Annotated in this window: 13 protein-coding genes; 11 read left to right on the top strand and 2 right to left on the bottom strand. The window is 61.8% G+C overall.

Features of this window, described 5'->3' with window-relative positions; translation table 11 throughout:
- The first annotated feature begins 4 nt into the window (after positions 1-4).
- The 10 genes from KUA23_RS16935 to KUA23_RS16890 are packed head-to-tail and all read left to right on the top strand — an operon-like array spanning position 5 to position 12,949.
- A complete protein-coding gene (locus tag KUA23_RS16935; protein ID WP_252992473.1) occupies positions 5-2,437 on the top strand; it encodes an AAA family ATPase in 2,433 nt (810 codons plus the stop codon).
- The gene (locus tag KUA23_RS16930; RefSeq protein ID WP_252992472.1) at positions 2,434-3,966 is read left to right on the top strand and encodes a sigma-54 interaction domain-containing protein; all 1,533 of its coding nucleotides are present in this window, start codon (positions 2,434-2,436) and stop codon (positions 3,964-3,966) included. The genes KUA23_RS16935 and KUA23_RS16930 overlap by 4 nt, the downstream gene beginning before the upstream one ends.
- A 42-nt stretch (positions 3,967-4,008) precedes the next feature.
- A complete protein-coding gene (locus KUA23_RS16925; protein WP_252992471.1) occupies positions 4,009-4,182 on the top strand; it encodes a type VI secretion protein in 174 nt (57 codons plus the stop codon).
- On the top strand, positions 4,157-5,329 hold the full coding sequence (gene tagH, locus KUA23_RS16920) for a type VI secretion system-associated FHA domain protein TagH (RefSeq protein ID WP_252992470.1): 1,173 nt from the start codon (positions 4,157-4,159) through the stop codon (positions 5,327-5,329). Before KUA23_RS16925 ends, tagH begins: the two co-directional genes overlap by 26 nt.
- A 5-nt stretch (positions 5,330-5,334) precedes the next feature.
- Positions 5,335-5,820, top strand: coding sequence for a type VI secretion system lipoprotein TssJ (gene tssJ, locus KUA23_RS16915; RefSeq protein WP_214496848.1), 486 nt, complete (start codon positions 5,335-5,337; stop codon positions 5,818-5,820).
- A 1-nt stretch (position 5,821) separates the two neighbouring features.
- The gene (gene tssK, locus KUA23_RS16910) at positions 5,822-7,150 is read left to right on the top strand and encodes a type VI secretion system baseplate subunit TssK (RefSeq protein WP_078048781.1); all 1,329 of its coding nucleotides are present in this window, start codon (positions 5,822-5,824) and stop codon (positions 7,148-7,150) included.
- A gap of 5 nt (positions 7,151-7,155) precedes the next feature.
- A complete protein-coding gene (gene icmH / locus KUA23_RS16905; RefSeq protein WP_214496849.1) occupies positions 7,156-8,019 on the top strand; it encodes a type IVB secretion system protein IcmH/DotU in 864 nt (287 codons plus the stop codon).
- A 15-nt stretch (positions 8,020-8,034) separates the two neighbouring features.
- Positions 8,035-11,397, top strand: coding sequence for a type VI secretion system membrane subunit TssM (gene tssM, locus KUA23_RS16900; RefSeq protein ID WP_252992469.1), 3,363 nt, complete (start codon positions 8,035-8,037; stop codon positions 11,395-11,397).
- Complete coding sequence (locus KUA23_RS16895) at positions 11,394-12,107, top strand: PP2C family protein-serine/threonine phosphatase (protein ID WP_214496851.1); 714 nt, start codon at positions 11,394-11,396, stop codon at positions 12,105-12,107. The genes tssM and KUA23_RS16895 overlap by 4 nt, the downstream gene beginning before the upstream one ends.
- The gene (locus KUA23_RS16890; RefSeq protein WP_252992468.1) at positions 12,104-12,949 is read left to right on the top strand and encodes a serine/threonine-protein kinase; all 846 of its coding nucleotides are present in this window, start codon (positions 12,104-12,106) and stop codon (positions 12,947-12,949) included. The genes KUA23_RS16895 and KUA23_RS16890 overlap by 4 nt, the downstream gene beginning before the upstream one ends.
- A gap of 4 nt (positions 12,950-12,953) precedes the next feature.
- Here KUA23_RS16890 and KUA23_RS16885 read toward each other — a convergent pair whose 3' ends face one another.
- Complete coding sequence (locus KUA23_RS16885) at positions 12,954-13,283, bottom strand: DUF6388 family protein (protein ID WP_078048778.1); 330 nt, start codon at positions 13,281-13,283, stop codon at positions 12,954-12,956.
- Between the two features lie 252 nt (positions 13,284-13,535).
- Here KUA23_RS16885 and KUA23_RS16880 point away from each other — a divergent pair, with 252 nt between their 5' ends.
- Positions 13,536-15,614 carry a PTS sugar transporter subunit IIC/EAL domain-containing protein gene (locus KUA23_RS16880; RefSeq protein WP_252992467.1) on the top strand — a complete coding sequence of 693 codons (2,079 nt, stop codon included), beginning with the start codon at positions 13,536-13,538 and terminating at the stop codon, positions 15,612-15,614.
- Here the strand turns inward: KUA23_RS16880 and KUA23_RS16875 are convergent.
- Positions 15,608-16,441, bottom strand: a complete 834-nt coding sequence (locus KUA23_RS16875) for a metal-dependent hydrolase (protein ID WP_252992466.1) — start codon at positions 16,439-16,441, stop codon at positions 15,608-15,610. The genes KUA23_RS16880 and KUA23_RS16875 overlap by 7 nt on opposite strands.
- Positions 16,442-16,451: the final 10 nt, after the last annotated feature.

Below are 16,451 nucleotides of genomic sequence, written 5' to 3'. Positions count from 1 at the left end.
CATTATGATGAATGTGGACCTGCAACAACTTATCCAGACATTGACCTTCCCGACCCGTCGAGACCTGGAGCGCGCAGCCGAACGGTGCGTCACGCGCGGCGGCAGGGAAGTGCTTGTAGAGGACCTGTTGCTGACCCTGCTGGAACAGCACGACGGCCTGTTGATGCGTGCCTTGGGGGATGCAGGCATCGAAACCGGCGACTTGCACGCAGCGCTGCAACCTAAAGGCGAGGCGAGCGCGTCGCGCAATCCTGTGTTTGCCCCGGCGCTCGTGCAATGGTTGCAACAGGCCTTGATGGTTGCCCATCTGGAGCTGCGGCAGACTGACGTCAATCACGCAGCGTTGCTGCTGGCGCTGTTGCGTCACCCGCTGCAACACGCAGGCAGCGCTTATCAGCGGGTGTTAAACCGTTTGGATGCGACGCGTGTGCTCGGGTTTGCATTGAGCCAGGCGCCCCAAACGGCGCCTGCGCCGAGCAGTGAGTCCTTGCTGGGGCGCTTCACCCATGACCTGACACGCCAGGCTCGCGAAGGTCACATCGACCCGGTGTTGTGCCGTGACGCCGAGATCGGTCAGTTGATTGACATACTCATGCGTCGGCGCAAGAACAATCCGATCCTTGTCGGTGAAGCCGGTGTGGGCAAGACGGCCGTTGTCGAAGGCCTCGCGCTGCGTGTCGCCGCCGCACAGGTGCCGGGCGCGCTCAAGGACGTGCGGGTGTTGACCCTGGACATGGGGCTGCTCCAGGCCGGGGCGAGTATCAAGGGCGAGTTCGAGCGGCGCCTCAAAGGTGTGATCGACGAGGTCAACGCCTCGGCAAAACCTGTGATCCTGTTCATTGACGAGGCGCACACGCTGGTGGGGGCGGGCGCCCAGGCCGGTGCGTCCGATGCGGCCAATCTGCTCAAGCCGGCCCTGGCCCGTGGTGAGCTGCGCACCATCGCTGCGACCACCTGGACGGAATACAAGAAATACGTCGAGAAAGATCCGGCGTTGGCGCGGCGTTTTCAACCTGTGCGGGTTGGGGAGCCGAGTGTCGACCAGGCGATTTCAATCCTGCGCGGGTTGGTCCCGGTGTATGAGCGCAGCCACGGTGTTTACGTACGCGACGATGCTGTCGTCGCGGCGGCGCAGATGAGTGCCCGCTACCTGGCCGGGCGGCAGTTACCCGACAAAGCGGTGGATGTGCTCGACACCGCCTGCGCTCGTTTGCGTATCCGTCGGGAGACGCCGCCCGAAGCACTGCGGCACCTGAACGCGGAGCTGGCCGAAGGCGCGCGGCAACAGCAGGCATTGACTCGCGACCGGGATGCCGGGCTCAGTGTGGATGAACAGGTCTTGCACGCGTTAAGCCTGCGCATGAACGCTGCGGACGACGAGCGTCAACACCTGGAGCAAGGCTGGCGGGAACAGCAGGCATTGGCGCCGCAGGTGTGCCCGCGCCTGGTGGCCCAGGTTATCAGTGCCTGGACCGGTATCCCGGTTGAGCAACTGGCATTCGAGCACAGTGCACGGGTGCTGGGCTTTGCCGATGCGTTGCGTTCGCGCATTCGTGGCCAGGAGCAAGCGATACAGGCCTTGGACCGCAACCAGCGGGCCGTCGCTGCGGGGCTCAATAAGGCCGACGCACCGGTGGGTGTCTTCCTGCTGGCAGGCCCGAGTGGGGTGGGCAAGACCGAGACTGCGCTGGCGCTTGGCGACTTGCTGTACGGCGGTGAGCGTTTTGTCACCACGCTCAACATGTCCGAATTCCAGGAAAAACATTCGCTGTCGCGGTTGATTGGCGCGCCACCCGGTTATGTCGGTTTCGGCGAGGGCGGCAGGCTGACGGAGGCCGTACGCCAACGCCCGTATTCGGTGGTGCTGCTCGATGAGGTCGAGAAGGCCGATCCGGAAGTGTTGAACCTGTTCTATCAGATTTTCGACAAGGGCCTGGCCAATGACGGGGAGGGCCGGGAGATCGACTTTCGCAACACCCTGATCCTGATGACATCCAACCTGGGCAGTGAGTGCATCGGCCAATTATGCGCAGACGGCCAGCGGCCAGATGTGCAGGTACTGCAAGAGGCGATTCGCCCGCTGCTGCGCGACCACTTCAAGCCTGCGTTGCTGGCTCGGATGCACGTGGTGCCGTATTACCCGATCTCGGACGAAATCCTGCATGACCTGGCAAGGCTCAAGCTCGAAAGCCTGGAACAACGTTTGCACCTGCGCAAGCTTGCCTTCAGCTATACGCCGGAACTGGTCGCACACATGGCCGAGCGGTGCACCCACGCTGACAGCGGTGCCCGTTACATTGACCAATGGATTGAGCGCCATCTGTTGCCGCAGGTGGTGGACCGATTGCTGGAAGCCATGGCCCAGGGCGAAACGCTGTCACGGGTGCATGCTCGCGTGGACAGTGAGGGCTATCCCTTTTGTGAGTTCAGCCAATGAGGGATACCGCATTTACCCCGATCGCCCAGCCCCAGGCCAACGCCGACCAGCTGCTCGCCTGGTTCATTCGCCTGGGCATCGACGGCGAAGAAACCACGTTGCCCGGCCTGTGTGTCGCGGCGGCGGCGCAACTGAGCCAGTGTGAACTCAGCCAGTTGTACGGGCGCAATGAGTCCACCGGCCAGCTTGCACTGATTGCCCAGCATTTGCCCGGTGCGCAGCCCGCCGTCGATCCCGCCTGCACCCAGGATTTTCAGCATGAACAAGTGTTGAACCATGTGCTCAGCCACCGCGCCGCCTTCAGCCTGGAAGATCTCAGCGGTGGCGTATACGAATGCGGCTTCCTGCCTGCGCTGGCGTCACCTTGGCGAGCGTTGTTATGCGTCCCGTTGTTCAATCGAGACAAGGCCATCATCGGCGTGTTGCTGTGTGCCAGCCAGCGTCCGCAACATTTGCAGGAGTGCAGCGACGCCTTGAGCCAACTGGGCAGCTTTGCCCTGATTCAATTGGCGTTGCAGCGTCGCACGTGTTCCGAAGGCCGTTTGACTCAAACGTGTGACAGTACGCCACCACCCCGTGCGGCGCTGGGTTTGATCGGCAGCAGCACCGCCATGGACGAAACGTATCGGCTGATCGGCAAGGTTCTGCATGCGCCCTATACCGTGTTGTTGCGCGGCGAAACCGGCACCGGCAAGGAGGTGGTGGCGCGCGCGATCCACGCTGCCGGCCCGCGCAGCCGCAAGGCATTCGTGGTGCAAAACTGCGCGGCGTTTCCCGAAGGGCTGCTGGAGAGTGAGCTGTTCGGTTATCGCAAGGGCGCATTCACAGGGGCGGAGCGCAACCACACCGGGCTGTTCGACACGGCTCACGGCGGCACGCTGCTGCTGGACGAAATCGGTGATATGCCGCTGTCACTGCAGGCCAAGTTATTGCGGGTCCTGCAAGAAGGCGAAGTTCGCCCATTGGGCGCGACTACGGCGCATAAGGTCGATGTGCGCATCATCGCCGCGACTCACCGAGACCTCGCCGCGATGGTCGCCCAAGGCAGTTTTCGCGAAGACCTTTACTACCGGCTGGCGCAATTTCCCATCGAGCTGCCGCCCTTGCGTGAACGCGAAGGCGATGTGTTGCTGTTGGCCCGTGAATTCGCGCAACAGGCTTCTACTGCGCTTGGGCGTGAGCCGGTGATGTGGTCCAACGCTGCCCTTGATCAGCTCTCGAGCCATGCGTTCCCCGGCAATGTCCGTGAACTCAAATGCCTGGTTGAGCGCGCGGTGCTGCTCTGTGACGACGGTGTGATCCTGCCGGCGCATTTGCCCTTGTCTGCGCCCCCTGCCAATGCACCCGTCGATGCGACGTTACGCCAACGCCTGGAGCGGGTCGAGCGGGTATTCCTGATCGATTGCCTGCACAAGAACCGTGGCAATCGTACCCGTGCGGCTCGTGAACTGGGCGTCGCACGGCGCACGCTGCTCTACCGTCTGGCGCGTTTGAAGATCCCGGTTGGAGATGCCCGTGAGGAGTGCTGAGTGGGAAACGTATGGGCGGCTTAATTTCATGGGAGAAACCTGATGCCTTTTCATCGGTGGCAAGCCGTTGTGCTTGTGTTGTGTTTGTTGAGTGGCTGCAACGCCAATTATGTCTTTGATGATGCCGACTACCGTCCGTTGGGTGACCCCGAGGCGATGCGTCGTGGCCAGTTAGCAGGGGAGCACAGCCATGCAATTAGTATTCGAAGTCTGTAGGACCACCAGCGATTTGCCGCCGGCTCGCAAGACGTTTGACGGCGTCGGCGGCGTAATCGGTCGTGGGGCGGGGTGCGACTGGATTATCCCTGACGCCAATCGCCTGATTTCCAGTCACCACGGCCTGGTCAGCTTTCGCGAGGGCCAGTACTTCCTGACGGATATCAGCAGCAACGGCATCGGCGTGTCAGGCAGCATGGAGCGGCTGTGCAAGGGGCAGGCACGGTTGATCAGTGCGGGGGATGTGTACCAATTGGGAACCCTGGAAATTCGTGCCCGCCTGCTGGAGCCTGCCCGGCAGTCCTTGGCCAGGGATGACGTGATTCCAGACGATGCATTTCTGGGACTTGACCCTGTTCATGAGTTGGATCGCGAGCCGTTTCGTGGCGATGCGTCAGCGTTGCCGGACACCTTGGACGCCTCCGCACAGGCGATGCCACCCTCGCTGTGCCAGGGGCCCGTGGACCGTGACCACTTGGTATTGCCAAGGTGGGCTGAGCCGGACGAACAAGTGACTGCGCCTCTCCCGGCAATGGCTGCACCTGCCAGCCCGGACGCATTCTGGTCGCAGTTTGCGCAGGCGTTGGGCATCCAGGTCGACACCCTCGATACATCGGGGCGCGAAGCCCTGGCGATCAAGGTCGCGGGACTGTTCAGGCAAACCCTCGAAGGGTTACAGCAATGCCTTCGCACCCGTGATGAGCTGAACAGTGAGATCCAGGGCGCGTTGGTGGTCCCGGTGCGTCATACCCGCAACCCGTTGAACGACTGTGCCGACACCCAGGCTGTCGTGTCGTCGCTGTTGGGGACTGGCGAGCCGGGCCAACTGTCGGCCGAGCAGGCCGTTGCCCAGGTGTGTCGAGACCTGCAGGTTCATCAACTGGCCCTGGTCGTCGCCTGTCGAGCCACCGTAAGGAGCGCGTTGGCGGCTTTTGCGCCAGGGCATCTGTTGCTGTGTTTCGAGCGCGAAGGCAAGCCCTCGCGGTTCCACACCGATGGCGTGCACTGGCGAGCCTATCAACGCCACTATCGACGGCTGGCTGAAGACACGTCCCTGGGCGAGCAATTATTACGCACTGAGTTTTCCAAGGCCTACGAGGAGCAGGTGCGCCTGGTCTCCACGCTGCATTCCGGGTACCCAGGATGATGTTCATGTATCGAGTCACTGCCAGCTCAATGCTGCTGGTGCTTGGCCTGTTGGCTGGGTGCAGCACGCTTTCGCCTTTGTCGACCCTGACCAAACTGGACCTGACGTTGACGTCCAGCGACGACGTCAACCCCGACCTTCATGGTCGTCCATCGCCAGTGGTGGTGCACCTGCTTGAGTTGCGCCACCCCGTGGCCTTTGAACACGCCGACTTCTTCAGCCTCTATGGCCGGGCCGAGCAGACACTGCCCAAGGATTGGGTCGCCAGCGAGGAACTGGAGCTGCGTCCGGGTCAGCAGACGGCGCTCAAGCTCAGTGTCGGGCCACACAGCCGGTATGTCGGCGTGCTCGCGGCCTATCGCGACTTGCCCCACGTGCAATGGCGGCTGGTGGTGCCCGTGGTCCCTGGGCAACGGAGCCGGGCCGAAATCATGCTGGACCAACAGGGTATGCGGATAGCACCCCGTCATACCGACAGGACGGAGGACTGAGATGCAAACCCACAACGTTATCTGGCAAGAAGGCATGCTGCTCAGGCCCCAGCATTTGCAGCACAGCGATCGCTACTACCATCGGCAACTCAACCGCACGCGCCTGCTGAACAGCGATGCCTGGGGTTTCCTGACCCTGGAAGTGGACGTGCAATACCTCAACCTGGGCAAGGTGGTTGTCACCCAGGCCAGCGGTGTATTACCCGATGGCAGCCTGTTCGAACTCAGCGGTGCGATGGAGCCCCTGGTGCTACAGGTTCCTGCCAACGCAGGCAGGCAAGCGGTCTACCTGGCGTTGCCGCTGGCGACTGACAATCAGGTGCACGTGCGCAGGCAGGAGCAAAGCGATGTCCTTGCGCGTTACGTCGCTTATGAAACCGAGATAGGGGACACCAATGCCGGTGTCGATTCCCTGTGCCAGGTCCACTGTGCACGCCCGGATTTGCGCCTGGTGTTGGGCGAGCAGCCCAGTGATCCGTCCTACGTGAAACTGCAGGTCGCCCAGGTGTTGGCTTCGACCCAAGAAGGTGGGGTGCGGCTGGAGGCGGATTTCGTGCCGACGTTTCTCTATCTGCAAGGCGCCGGCTATGTGTCGTCATGCGTCAAGGAAGTGATCAGCCTGCTGGCCAACCGTGGCGAGGCGATTGCCGCCCGCATCCAGGGCAGTGGTGCCTCTGCCGGGGCACAGGTCGGTGATTTTCTGATGCTGCAATTGATCAATCGTGCGGAGTTGATTTTGCGTCACTACCTGAGCCAGGCGCAGGTCCGTCCGGAGCAGGTGTTTCGGGAGTTGCTGTCGATTCTTGGCGAGCTGTCAACGTTCGCCAGCGACAACAAGCGCGCGCAATGCTCGGTGCACTACCAGCACGGTGATCAAGGCGCGAGCTTCCGTGGGCTGATGGAGGGGCTTCGCACCTTGCTTTCATGGGTGCTGGAACAACATGCCATTGAACTGACGTTGCAACCGCGCCAGTACGGGGTATTGGTCTGCCCGGTGAACGATCTCAAGCTACTCGGCTCGGCCACGTTCATTCTGGCGGCCACTGCCCAGTGCGATACAGAGGAGCTGCGCCATCGCCTGCCATCACACCTCAAGATCGGCCCCGTTGAGCGCATCCGCGAGCTGGTGAACCTGCACCTCGCCGGCATCAAGGTCAAGCCGCTGCCGGTAGCGCCGAGGCAGATTCCGTTCCACGCGGGCAAGACCTATTTCATGCTCGAACTCAGTCCCCGCGACATCGCGCAACTGGAGCAGTCGGGTGGTTTCGCCTTTCACGCCAGCGGCGAGTTTGCCGAGCTGCAACTCAACTTCTGGGCTATCAGGAACTGAATGCCATGACGATGGACAGTGAATACCCGCAGGACGAAAAAACCGTGCTGCTCGACCGAGAGGGGCTAGGCCCGGCGCATGGGGCCGTCACGGACTTCCCATCGCCGCCACGTTTCGAGCAACTGGAAGACCGCATGATCTATAGCGCCCACTTGCAGGGCGCGCAGCGCTTCAGCGTGGGCTCCAATATCCTCCTGGCAGCGGCCTGGGAACTCTTGTTGCAGCTCGTGCAACTGAAAACCGGCCCTGCTCGGGAAAGCCTGTTGTCGCTCAATGACCAGCTTTCATCCGAGGTCAATGCGTTTGAGGCACGAGCCCTGCACCAGGGCGCTGAAAATAGTCAGGTGATGTCGGCGCGCTATGTGCTCTGCACTGTGATTGATGAGGCGGTGGTCACCACTTCCTGGGGCAGTCGCAGCGACTGGTCGAAGACGAGCTTGTTGAGCCGCTTTCACAACGAAACCTTCGGCGGTGAAAAGTTCTTCCAGTTGCTGGAGCGCTTGTCCCGCGATCCTGTCAAGCATGTGGCCATGCTGGAGCTTATGTACGTGTGCCTGTCGCTGGGGTTCGAGGGCAAATACCGGGTCATGGAGCGGGGCAGGGTGCAGCTTGAGAGTATGCAGGATGCGGTGTATCGCCAGATCCGGCATGTGCGCGGTGAGCGACTGCCTGTCTCGCTTTCGCCCGCGTCGATGAAGGTAACTCGATCGCGCGTCCGCTTTATTTCTTTCACCTGGGTTGCCCTCGGTGTGCTGGCCTGCTTACTCGTGATGTATTCAGGCTTTGCCTGGGTTTTGGGGCAGGAGCGCATGACGGCGCTGCAACCTTTTCAATCGTCGGTGTCAGGCGCGTCCCAGACGCCCTTGTAACGCAGGGAGCAATGAATGAACGCATTCTTCAAGGGCGTGGGCACGGTGCTGCGCAAGAGTTGGGCCTGGAGCCTGTTACTGGTGTTTTCCTGTGCGCTGCTGGTGTGGTTTTTCGGGCCTTTGCTGGCGGTGGATGACTACCGTTTCTGGCAAAGTTCCACTGCCCGTTTGCTGACCATCAGCGCGATGCTGTTGTTCTGGGGATTGGCGATGGTTGTGGTAGGCGCACGCCGCGCTGTTCGCCTCGATCAGCCTGAACACCAGGACCGTCATCGACGACAGGCATTGATCAGCAACGAAATTGGGCACATACGCGGGCGCTTTAAAGAGGCCCTGCACACCCTGAAAACTTCACGCTGCTATGGTGAACGCAGCGAACGCTCACGCAACGAGCTGCCCTGGTATCTGTTGATCGGCGAGCAGGGGAGCGGCAAAACGGCGTTGCTGTCCGCCAATGGGTTGCAGTCACCCCTTGACCGGACCGAAGCGGCGCGTCCAGGCACGAGCGCCTACTGTGACTGGTATTTCGCGGATGAGGCGGTACTGGTCGAATTGGCTGGCCGCTACTTGGACCAGCCGGACCCTTCGGTAGACGGGTCAGGTTGGTCGGCGTTGCTGGGCCTGCTCAAATCGTGGCGCCGATCTCGGCCGCTCAATGGCGTGGTGGTGACGCTGTCAGTTGATACGCTATTGCGCAGCCATGAACACGACCTGCAACTGCAGGCGCGTAACGTGCACACCCGCTTGCAGGATATTCAGCAGGTATTGCATGTGGATGTGCCGGTTTACCTGGCATTGACCCAGGCTGATCGGTTGCCTGGGTTTGCCGAGTTCTTCGATGCGCAACAGGGCGACAGCGCCGACGATGTGTTGGGTGGTTGCTTGGCAGCCGGTACGACCGGCATTGACGTCGCCGAAGTGCGTGAAGCATTCGACGCGTTGCTGCAGCGCCTGGGCGCCGAGCTGATCCCGCGTTTGCATCAGGAGCGAAACCTTGAGCGACGGGGCCAGATGCTGGAGTTCCCCCGGCAGGTTGCACGCCTCGGCGATGGCTTGGGCCTGTTTATCGAGACTGCGTTTTCCGCCCATCGTAATCAGCGTATCAATGGCCTGCGAGGGTTCTACCTGACCAGCGCGAAGTCAAGCGATGGACGTGCTCACTTTGTCCAGGGCCTGTTCAATCGCGTGATTTTTGCCGAGGCTGATCTGGCCGGGCTGCATTCCCCGGAGCGGCAGCGTATACGTCGACGTCACGGGGCATTGGCGCTGGCTGCATCAATCCTTATCGGCGCAGTGGCAGCGTTATGGATGCACAGCTATTCGTTCAACCATCAGCGGTTGGTACAGCTGCTGGCATTGACCAGCCCCACGCCTTCAACCCCGCTCGGCCTGGACGATAGCCCGGCATTGTTGGCGTTGCTGGACAGTCGGCTGGCCGCGACACGCGTATTTCCACCGCAGGCAGCGGCACGATGGGTCGATCGGGCCGGTTTATATCAAGGCGACGTCAGTCGTCCGCTGTTGGACGGCGCCTATGAAGAGTCCCTGCGTCAGCAACTGCTGCCCTTTGTCACCTCCCTGCTCGAAACGCAGGTGCAAGCGAGCCTGGGTGACCGCGAGCGCTTGTTGGATAGCCTGCGCGCCTACCTGATGCTCAACCTGCGCGATCGACGTGATACGGCTTGGCTGGCGGAATATGTGGCCGGGCAATGGCCTGCGGGGAATGCAGGGGATACATTGGCACATAAGCGACTGAGCGAATACCTCATGCGGCTCCTTGAACAACCCTTTGAAGTGGCGTTGAACGATGAGTCGGTAGCCCAGGCTCGCCAGGCGTTACGCGGCGAATCACTGGCCGAGGTGGTCTACCGTGCACTGCGTGATCAAGCGCGGAATCTGGAGCCTCACCACTTGGCTGCAGGTCCGGCGTTCTCCAGGGGCGAGTCAGCCGTTCCGGGGTTCTATACCAAAAAGTACGTTGAGTATTTCGAGCGGCAGGGCCCTCAGTTGGTCAATGCCATTGCCCAGGATAATTGGGTGCTTGGTGAGGCGACTGATCTCAGCGTAATGGCGTTGCGTAAGTTGATGCTGGAGCTGGAGCAGCGCTATTTCAGTGAATACGCCGATGCCTGGAGTGAAGCGCTTGGTCGACTCCGACTGGTAGAAAGTGACAGCCTGAGACAAAGTGCGCAGCAGTTGGCAAGCCTTGCATCCAGCCAGTCGGGGGTGCTGCAGGTGTTGCAGCAGGTGCGCGAAAACACCCGTCTGGTGCCGGCATCGCAGCGGTTTGAGGCGGTTAGCCAGCACGCGGGTGTGTTGGGCACGGCAGCCACAGGCGTGCTGAACAGCGTGGTGCCGGCGGATACCGCCCGACGTGCATTGCAGCGCCGCTTCGAGCCATTGCACCAATTGCTCGATGACGAGCAGAACCCCGCTGGCGAGTGGATGCAGGCATTGCGCCTGCTGGACGAACTGCAGCTGCAATTGTCGACACTGAGCCGGGAGAGTTCGCCGGAGCAGGCAGCGTACAAGCTGGCCAGGCAACGCATGGAGGGGCAGCAACCGCTCTTGGGGAACCTGCGGGATACGGCCATGCGCTTGCCTGCGCCGCTCAAGGGCTGGTTCGAAGGGGTTGCCGAGCAGAGTTGGCGCCACCTGCTGGATGACGCCTATGTGTATATCAATCAGCGTTATCAAAGTGAGGTCCATGGCTTTTACGCGAAGGCGATTCGGCAACGCTACCCGTTCAATGCCCATGCTGGCGGCGACGTCGCCCTGGATGATTTCCAGGCCTTCTTCAAACCGCGAGGGACGATGGAGCGCTTCTATGATGGCTTCCTGCGGCCCTTCGTCAGTGCCGAGGGTAACCGCTATCGTTTGCGCAGTCTGGAGGGGCACAGTCTGCCGGTGTCGCGTTCGCTGCTGGATCAACTGGCCAAGGCCCAGACCATCCGCCAAGGTTTTTTCACCGAGGACCAGGGGGATTGGGCCGTTCGGTTTACGCTGGCGCCCTACAGCCTGGACCAGGCTGTCAGCCGGGCGACGCTGCGGGTAGGCGATCAGCAGTTGGAATACCGGCATGGCCCGATTGTGCCAATGGCGTTCCGTTGGCCGATCGACACCGATAACGGTCGCGGCAGCCTGATACTGGAACGCGGTGCAGAGCGGCCATTGGGCATCGAAAAAGACCGGGGCGCCTGGTCGCTGTTCCGGCTTTTCGAGCTGATGCAAAACGAGGCCGCCAGCGGCAGGGACGCGCAGATACTCAAGGCTGACCTTGCCGGTTTGCGTGCCAATTACCTGCTCACCAGTCAACGCAACCCCAGCCCGTTCCAGATGGCGACATGGCGGACCTTCCGCCTGCCGGAGCAGCTGTGAGCCGGGCGCTCTCCTGGCGAAGCGCCGGGCAAACGGCGCAAGGCAAGCGTCGCACGCACAACGAGGATGCCTTCCTCGACTGCCCGCAACGCGGTTGCTGGGCGGTCGCCGATGGCATGGGCGGCCACACGGCCGGGCATGTCGCCAGTCAACGGGTGGTCAGCAGCCTTGCTGCGCTGTCGGGCGAAGGCGGGTTGGACCAGCGGGTCAAGGCGATCCGAGGCAGCCTGCGCGGCCTCGACAGCCAACTGCAACCCGCCGATGGGCTGTCGGGCATTATAGGCAGCACGGTCGTTGTGCTGGTGCTCGAACACGACCGCGCGGCGTGTATCTGGGCCGGGGACAGTCGCTGCTACCTATGGCGCGGGCAGCGTTTGTATCAGCTGTCGCGTGACCACTCCTTGCAGCAGCATCTGATGGACAAACAGCACTTGAGTCCCGAGCTGGCCCAGGCTCATCCCGGCGCAAAAGCCTTGACCCGCGCGATCGGTGCTCGACAGCCACTGAGCCTGGAGGTGCTGGAACTGGGCGTCCACGCCGGGGATGTGTTTTTGTTGTGCAGTGATGGCCTGTACCAGGGGCTCAGCCACAGCGCGCTGGGGAGCGCCATGAGCGCAGGCACGCCACGTCAGGTGGTGGATCGATTGTTCAGCGATGTGCTGCGTGGGCCGGCGCCGGATGACCTGACTGCCGTGGTGGTCCAGTCATGAGCGAGGCGCCGGCCTTGCCAAGCCTGCTTGCGGGGCGCTATCAGCTTGAACGAGTCCTTGGCAGTGGCGGCATGGGCGTGGTCTATCGTGCCCGGGACCTGCTGCATGAGGCGTTCGGCGAGCCGGACTGCCGAGTGGCGTTGAAGCTGTTGGGTGAACCTCTTTCCATGTGCGACGACGCCCATGTGTTGCTGTACAGCGAGTTCGCTATGACCCGCAGCCTGCGCCATGAGCACGTCGTCCGTGTGTTTTCTTTCGAGGTCGACACGGATCACCAATTGGCATTCTTCACCATGGAAGTCATGCCTGGCCTGACGCTGGACCGCATGCTGCCGGAGTGTCCCCAGGGGCTGCCCTGGCACGCGTTGCAGCCCATGGCGTTGCAACTGCTCGACGCCTTGGACTACACCCATCGACAGGGTGTCCTGCATGGCGATGTGAAACCGGCGAACATCATGGTGGGAGAGCAGGGGATGCGCCTGTTCGACTTTGGCCTGGGGCATGCCGAGGTGCAGGCGAGGGCCGGGCTACCCGGCTTGAGCCGCAGTCGCCTGAACGCCTGGACACCGGCCTATGCCGCGCCGGAGTTGATGGCGGGAGGGGCACCGTCGGCCAGTGCCGACCTGTATGGGGCGGCGTGTGTGCTTTATGAACTGGCCGAGGGGCGACGCCCCGGTGATCGCCAGGGCCATCAACGGCTGCCTCGGCCCAGGCAATTGCCCAGGCATTGCTGGCCGTCGTTGTGCTCAGCGCTGGCGATGGACCCCGAGCAGCGAACGGTCAGCGTCGCCGAACTGCGCGAGGCGTTGGCGAACCGGCGACGTCGCTGGTTCCTGGGGTAATGCGTCAACCGGCCAGGTCATGCAGCTGGCAGTACTCGGTCCAGCTCAGCCCTGCCATCTGCGCCACCTCCTTGTGCACCTCAAGGCGTTGGGCCTCGAAGGCTTCGGCGGATTCGCTGGTGAGCTTGAGGGTCAATTCCCAGGCAAAAAGGCCCTGGCGCTCGGCCTCTGCTTCGAAGGCTTCATGCAGACGCTCGGCGCGGTATTGGGCCAGGGTTTCGCCCTTGGCCTGGGCGGCCAGCGGGTTCAGGCTATCGAGTTCGGTGGCGACATCGGGGTGTTCGTCGAGGAATCTGTCCAGCGCGAGCTGGTGGTTATCACCGGGTTGTGACAAGGGCTTACTCCAAACATAGAGAGGGTCAGGCGGACATTCACACAGGCCTCATTGAAGCAGATCCAGGGATAAGTCTGGGTGTGGACATTCAATTTTTTGGCAAGATCACGGAATTGCCTGTCGTCCACTGCGGAAAATTCACCCGGATGAATGGCAAAAGGCTTTCGCTCATCGTGCCAGGACGTGTAGCGTTAGCCCGTGTTTCCGGCCCTGCCTTTCAGGGACAGTGGGCGATGGGCAGGGGGATGGGTCATGGCACAAACGCTGTTCAAGCTGTTCTTCACGCAACGTCTGGCTGCGTTGGCCAGCACCGAGTCGCTGCGGGCGATTCGCGAAGGGTTGTTGTGGATCCTGCCATGCCTGCTGGTATCGGCGGGCTTTCTGATCCTGTCCGAATGCGCCCGCGTCCTTGGCTTCGACCCGCAAGTGGTGGCGTTCCTGGCGGGCCTGCACAACCAGATCAGCTCGGTGATCCCGCTGCTGGTCGCCGCTTCCATCGGTTATATGCTGGCGATCCAGCATCGTCTGCCGCAACTGCCGGTGGCGTTCCTGTGCCTGGCCCATGTGGTGGTAGCGACCTTTATCCTGCGCGAATACCCCAGGGCTTCGGCCACCTTCGTACTGTTTATCGCGATTGCATCGCCGTTGCTGAATGTGCCGGTGATTGCCTGGCTGCACCGGTTTCGCTGGACCCGGTTGGTCAATGAAGACCTGGTGGGGCACAACCTGCGGGGCGCCATCAATATGGTGCTGCCGGGGGCCATAACCGCCCTGGCATTGGTGGTGGTGTTGTCCTTGTTGCTGCAGATTCCGTATGTAGCGCAGTTGCAAGGCCCCCAAGTGCTGAACGCGCTGCAGTCGCCCTACGGCAGCGGCCTGTTCGTGACCCTGATGAATTCGCTGCTGTGGTTTTTCGGCATCCACGGCGTGTACGCCATGCAACCGCTGTTCGACGTGCTGGACCAGGCGGTGGTGCTCAATAACCTGGCACTGGCGGCGGGTGAGCCGATCAAATATGTGTTGAACAGTGGCCTGTTGGGCAGCTTTGCGTTTATCGGCGGCTCGGGCGGTGCCTTGTGCCTGTTGCTGGCAATCCTGCTGTTCTCCAAGAGCCAATCCATGCGCCTGTTAGCGGTGGCGAGCCTGCCGCTGTCGCTGTTCAACGTCAGTGAGGTGCTGTTGTTCGGTTTGCCGATCATCCTCAACCCGCGTTTGTTCATTCCGTTTCTGATCGTGCCCGCGTTGAACGCCATGGTGGCGTTGACAGTGGTGCAGATGGGGTGGGTGTCGCCGGCGGTGGTCAGCGTGCCCTTCACGGCGCCGGTGTTGCTCAATGCCTACCTCAGTACCCACGGCGATTTGGCTGCGGTGGTTTTGCAAGTGGCGCTGCTGGGCCTGGGCACCCTGGTGTATGCGCCGTATGTGCGCGCAATCCATCGCCAGGCCACCGAAGGCGGTACGGTGTACCTCAAGTCCCTGGACATGACCTTCCGTGGGCTTGAGGAAAAGGGCCGCCTGCGAGAGCTGGACCCGATACTCGCCTCCCACAAGATTCTGGCGCGCCAGGCCACTGAGATGAGCCGCATCCAGCAGATCAGCGACTACGAGTTCTACCTTGAATTCCAGCCGCAGGTCTCGACCCGAACCGGCCTGTGCACCGGTTGTGAAGCGCTGATGCGCGCCCGCGATGCCCAGGGCACGGTGCATTCGCCGTGGGAGTTCCTGCAGTGGCTGGCCCAGGCGCGGTTGATGCCTGACGTGGATGTGTGGGTGGCGTCCCAGGCGGTTCGCCAGTACCAGAAGTGGCAGAAGCTCGGTTTTGCCTTGCCGATGACCATCAATATTTCCAGCGCGACCCTCACCGACGCGGCGTACGGTGAGCGCCTGGTGGACATCCTCGCCCAGGCCCATGGGCAGGTGTCGGTGGAAATCACCGAAGACGCGTTGGTGAGTGATATCCAGGTCACGCGCCAGACCATCCAGAAGCTGCAGGCCATCGGTGCCAAGGTCTACATCGACGACTTCGGCACCGGGTTTTCGGCCTTGAGTTACCTGCACCAATTCCCGGTCGACTTCATCAAGATCGACCGCAGCTTCGTGGTGGCCCAGCACGACCCCAAGGGCGCCCAGGTCATGACCGGCATGCTGCGCTTCTGTGAGGCGTTGAACCTGGGCGTGGTGGTGGAGGGCGTCGAGACTGCCGAGCAATTGGCCTTCCTGAACAGCGGCGCCGAGTTGATTATCCAAGGCTGGTATTTCAGCAAGGCGCTGTCGGGTGACCAGTTGGAAGCCTTCGTGCATGAGCGCGCCGCCTTGGCACAGGTTCAATAGCCGCGTTGAGTCTGCTCGATGTCCTTGAGCAGCCCGTCGATGCCGGCCAGGCGCGAACGGTTATCGTGGTCCCAAGGGTGAAAGCCGGGCTTGAAGTAGTGCAGCCATGGCACCAGCATCCGTGGGAAAACACCCCTCGGCCCATATAGAAACTTCAACATGCGCCAGAAGCCCTTCACGTGCCCACCGGCTTTGCGGTCGGCTATCAGCAGGCGCAGGTGGAAGTCGAACACCACCAGCCAGAAGAACACCGTGGTGGTCAGCATGGTCCCGGTGCGCAGCAGGTAGCGCTTGGGCCCCGGCTTGATCACGCGGTTCCACACATCGAAGGCGACGGCCTTGTGTTCGGTTTCCTCCAGGGCGTGCCAGTACCACATCTGCTGGTAGCCCTTGAGTGAGTCGCCAAAGCGCGACGGGTCGCTCAAGAGTATTTCCGCAAGCATCGCGGTGTAGTGCTCAAGGGCGATGGTCACCGCCAGGTTGAAGGACGGCGGCAGGTGTTTCTTCTGCAGGTCGAGGATGAATTTAAGGCGTCGGTCCAGGGTGTGCGCCGGCAGCCCTGCACATTGCAATAGGTCGTTGTAGGCGACGTGCTCGCGGCTGTGCATGGCCTCTTGGCCGATAAAACCCTGGATCTCTTTTTTCAGTTCTGGGTCGTCGATGTGCTGGCGGTAGTGGCGCACGCTGTCCATGAAAAACAGCTCGCCCTGGGGGAACAGCAACGACAGCGCATTGAAAAAATGCGTAATGAACGGACCCTGTTCATGCCAGTCCTTGATGCGCTCGGCGGGCAGGGCGAAACGGATGTCACGGCGGATCGGCAACATAGTGTGTGCT

Origin of the sequence: Pseudomonas pergaminensis (assembly GCF_024112395.2) — a bacterium.
GTDB lineage: Bacteria > Pseudomonadota > Gammaproteobacteria > Pseudomonadales > Pseudomonadaceae > Aquipseudomonas > Aquipseudomonas pergaminensis.
This window is presented reverse-complemented; position numbering and strand designations above follow the sequence as displayed.

Excerpts from the sequence above, each read along its gene's own strand:
- icmH (WP_214496849.1), top strand. The coding sequence starts at position 7,156 with ATGACGATGGACAGTGAATACCCGCAGGACGAAAAAACCGTGCTGCTC.
- tssM (WP_252992469.1), top strand. The coding sequence starts at position 8,035 with ATGAACGCATTCTTCAAGGGCGTGGGCACGGTGCTGCGCAAGAGTTGG.
- tssJ (WP_214496848.1), top strand. The coding sequence starts at position 5,335 with ATGTATCGAGTCACTGCCAGCTCAATGCTGCTGGTGCTTGGCCTGTTG.
- KUA23_RS16890 (WP_252992468.1), top strand. The coding sequence starts at position 12,104 with ATGAGCGAGGCGCCGGCCTTGCCAAGCCTGCTTGCGGGGCGCTATCAG.
- tagH (WP_252992470.1), top strand. The coding sequence starts at position 4,157 with ATGCAATTAGTATTCGAAGTCTGTAGGACCACCAGCGATTTGCCGCCG.
- KUA23_RS16930 (WP_252992472.1), top strand. The coding sequence starts at position 2,434 with ATGAGGGATACCGCATTTACCCCGATCGCCCAGCCCCAGGCCAACGCC.
- KUA23_RS16935 (WP_252992473.1), top strand. The coding sequence starts at position 5 with ATGATGAATGTGGACCTGCAACAACTTATCCAGACATTGACCTTCCCG.
- KUA23_RS16880 (WP_252992467.1), top strand. The coding sequence starts at position 13,536 with ATGGCACAAACGCTGTTCAAGCTGTTCTTCACGCAACGTCTGGCTGCG.
- KUA23_RS16925 (WP_252992471.1), top strand. The coding sequence starts at position 4,009 with ATGCCTTTTCATCGGTGGCAAGCCGTTGTGCTTGTGTTGTGTTTGTTG.
- KUA23_RS16875 (WP_252992466.1), bottom strand. The coding sequence starts at position 16,441 with ATGTTGCCGATCCGCCGTGACATCCGTTTCGCCCTGCCCGCCGAGCGC.
- tssK (WP_078048781.1), top strand. The coding sequence starts at position 5,822 with ATGCAAACCCACAACGTTATCTGGCAAGAAGGCATGCTGCTCAGGCCC.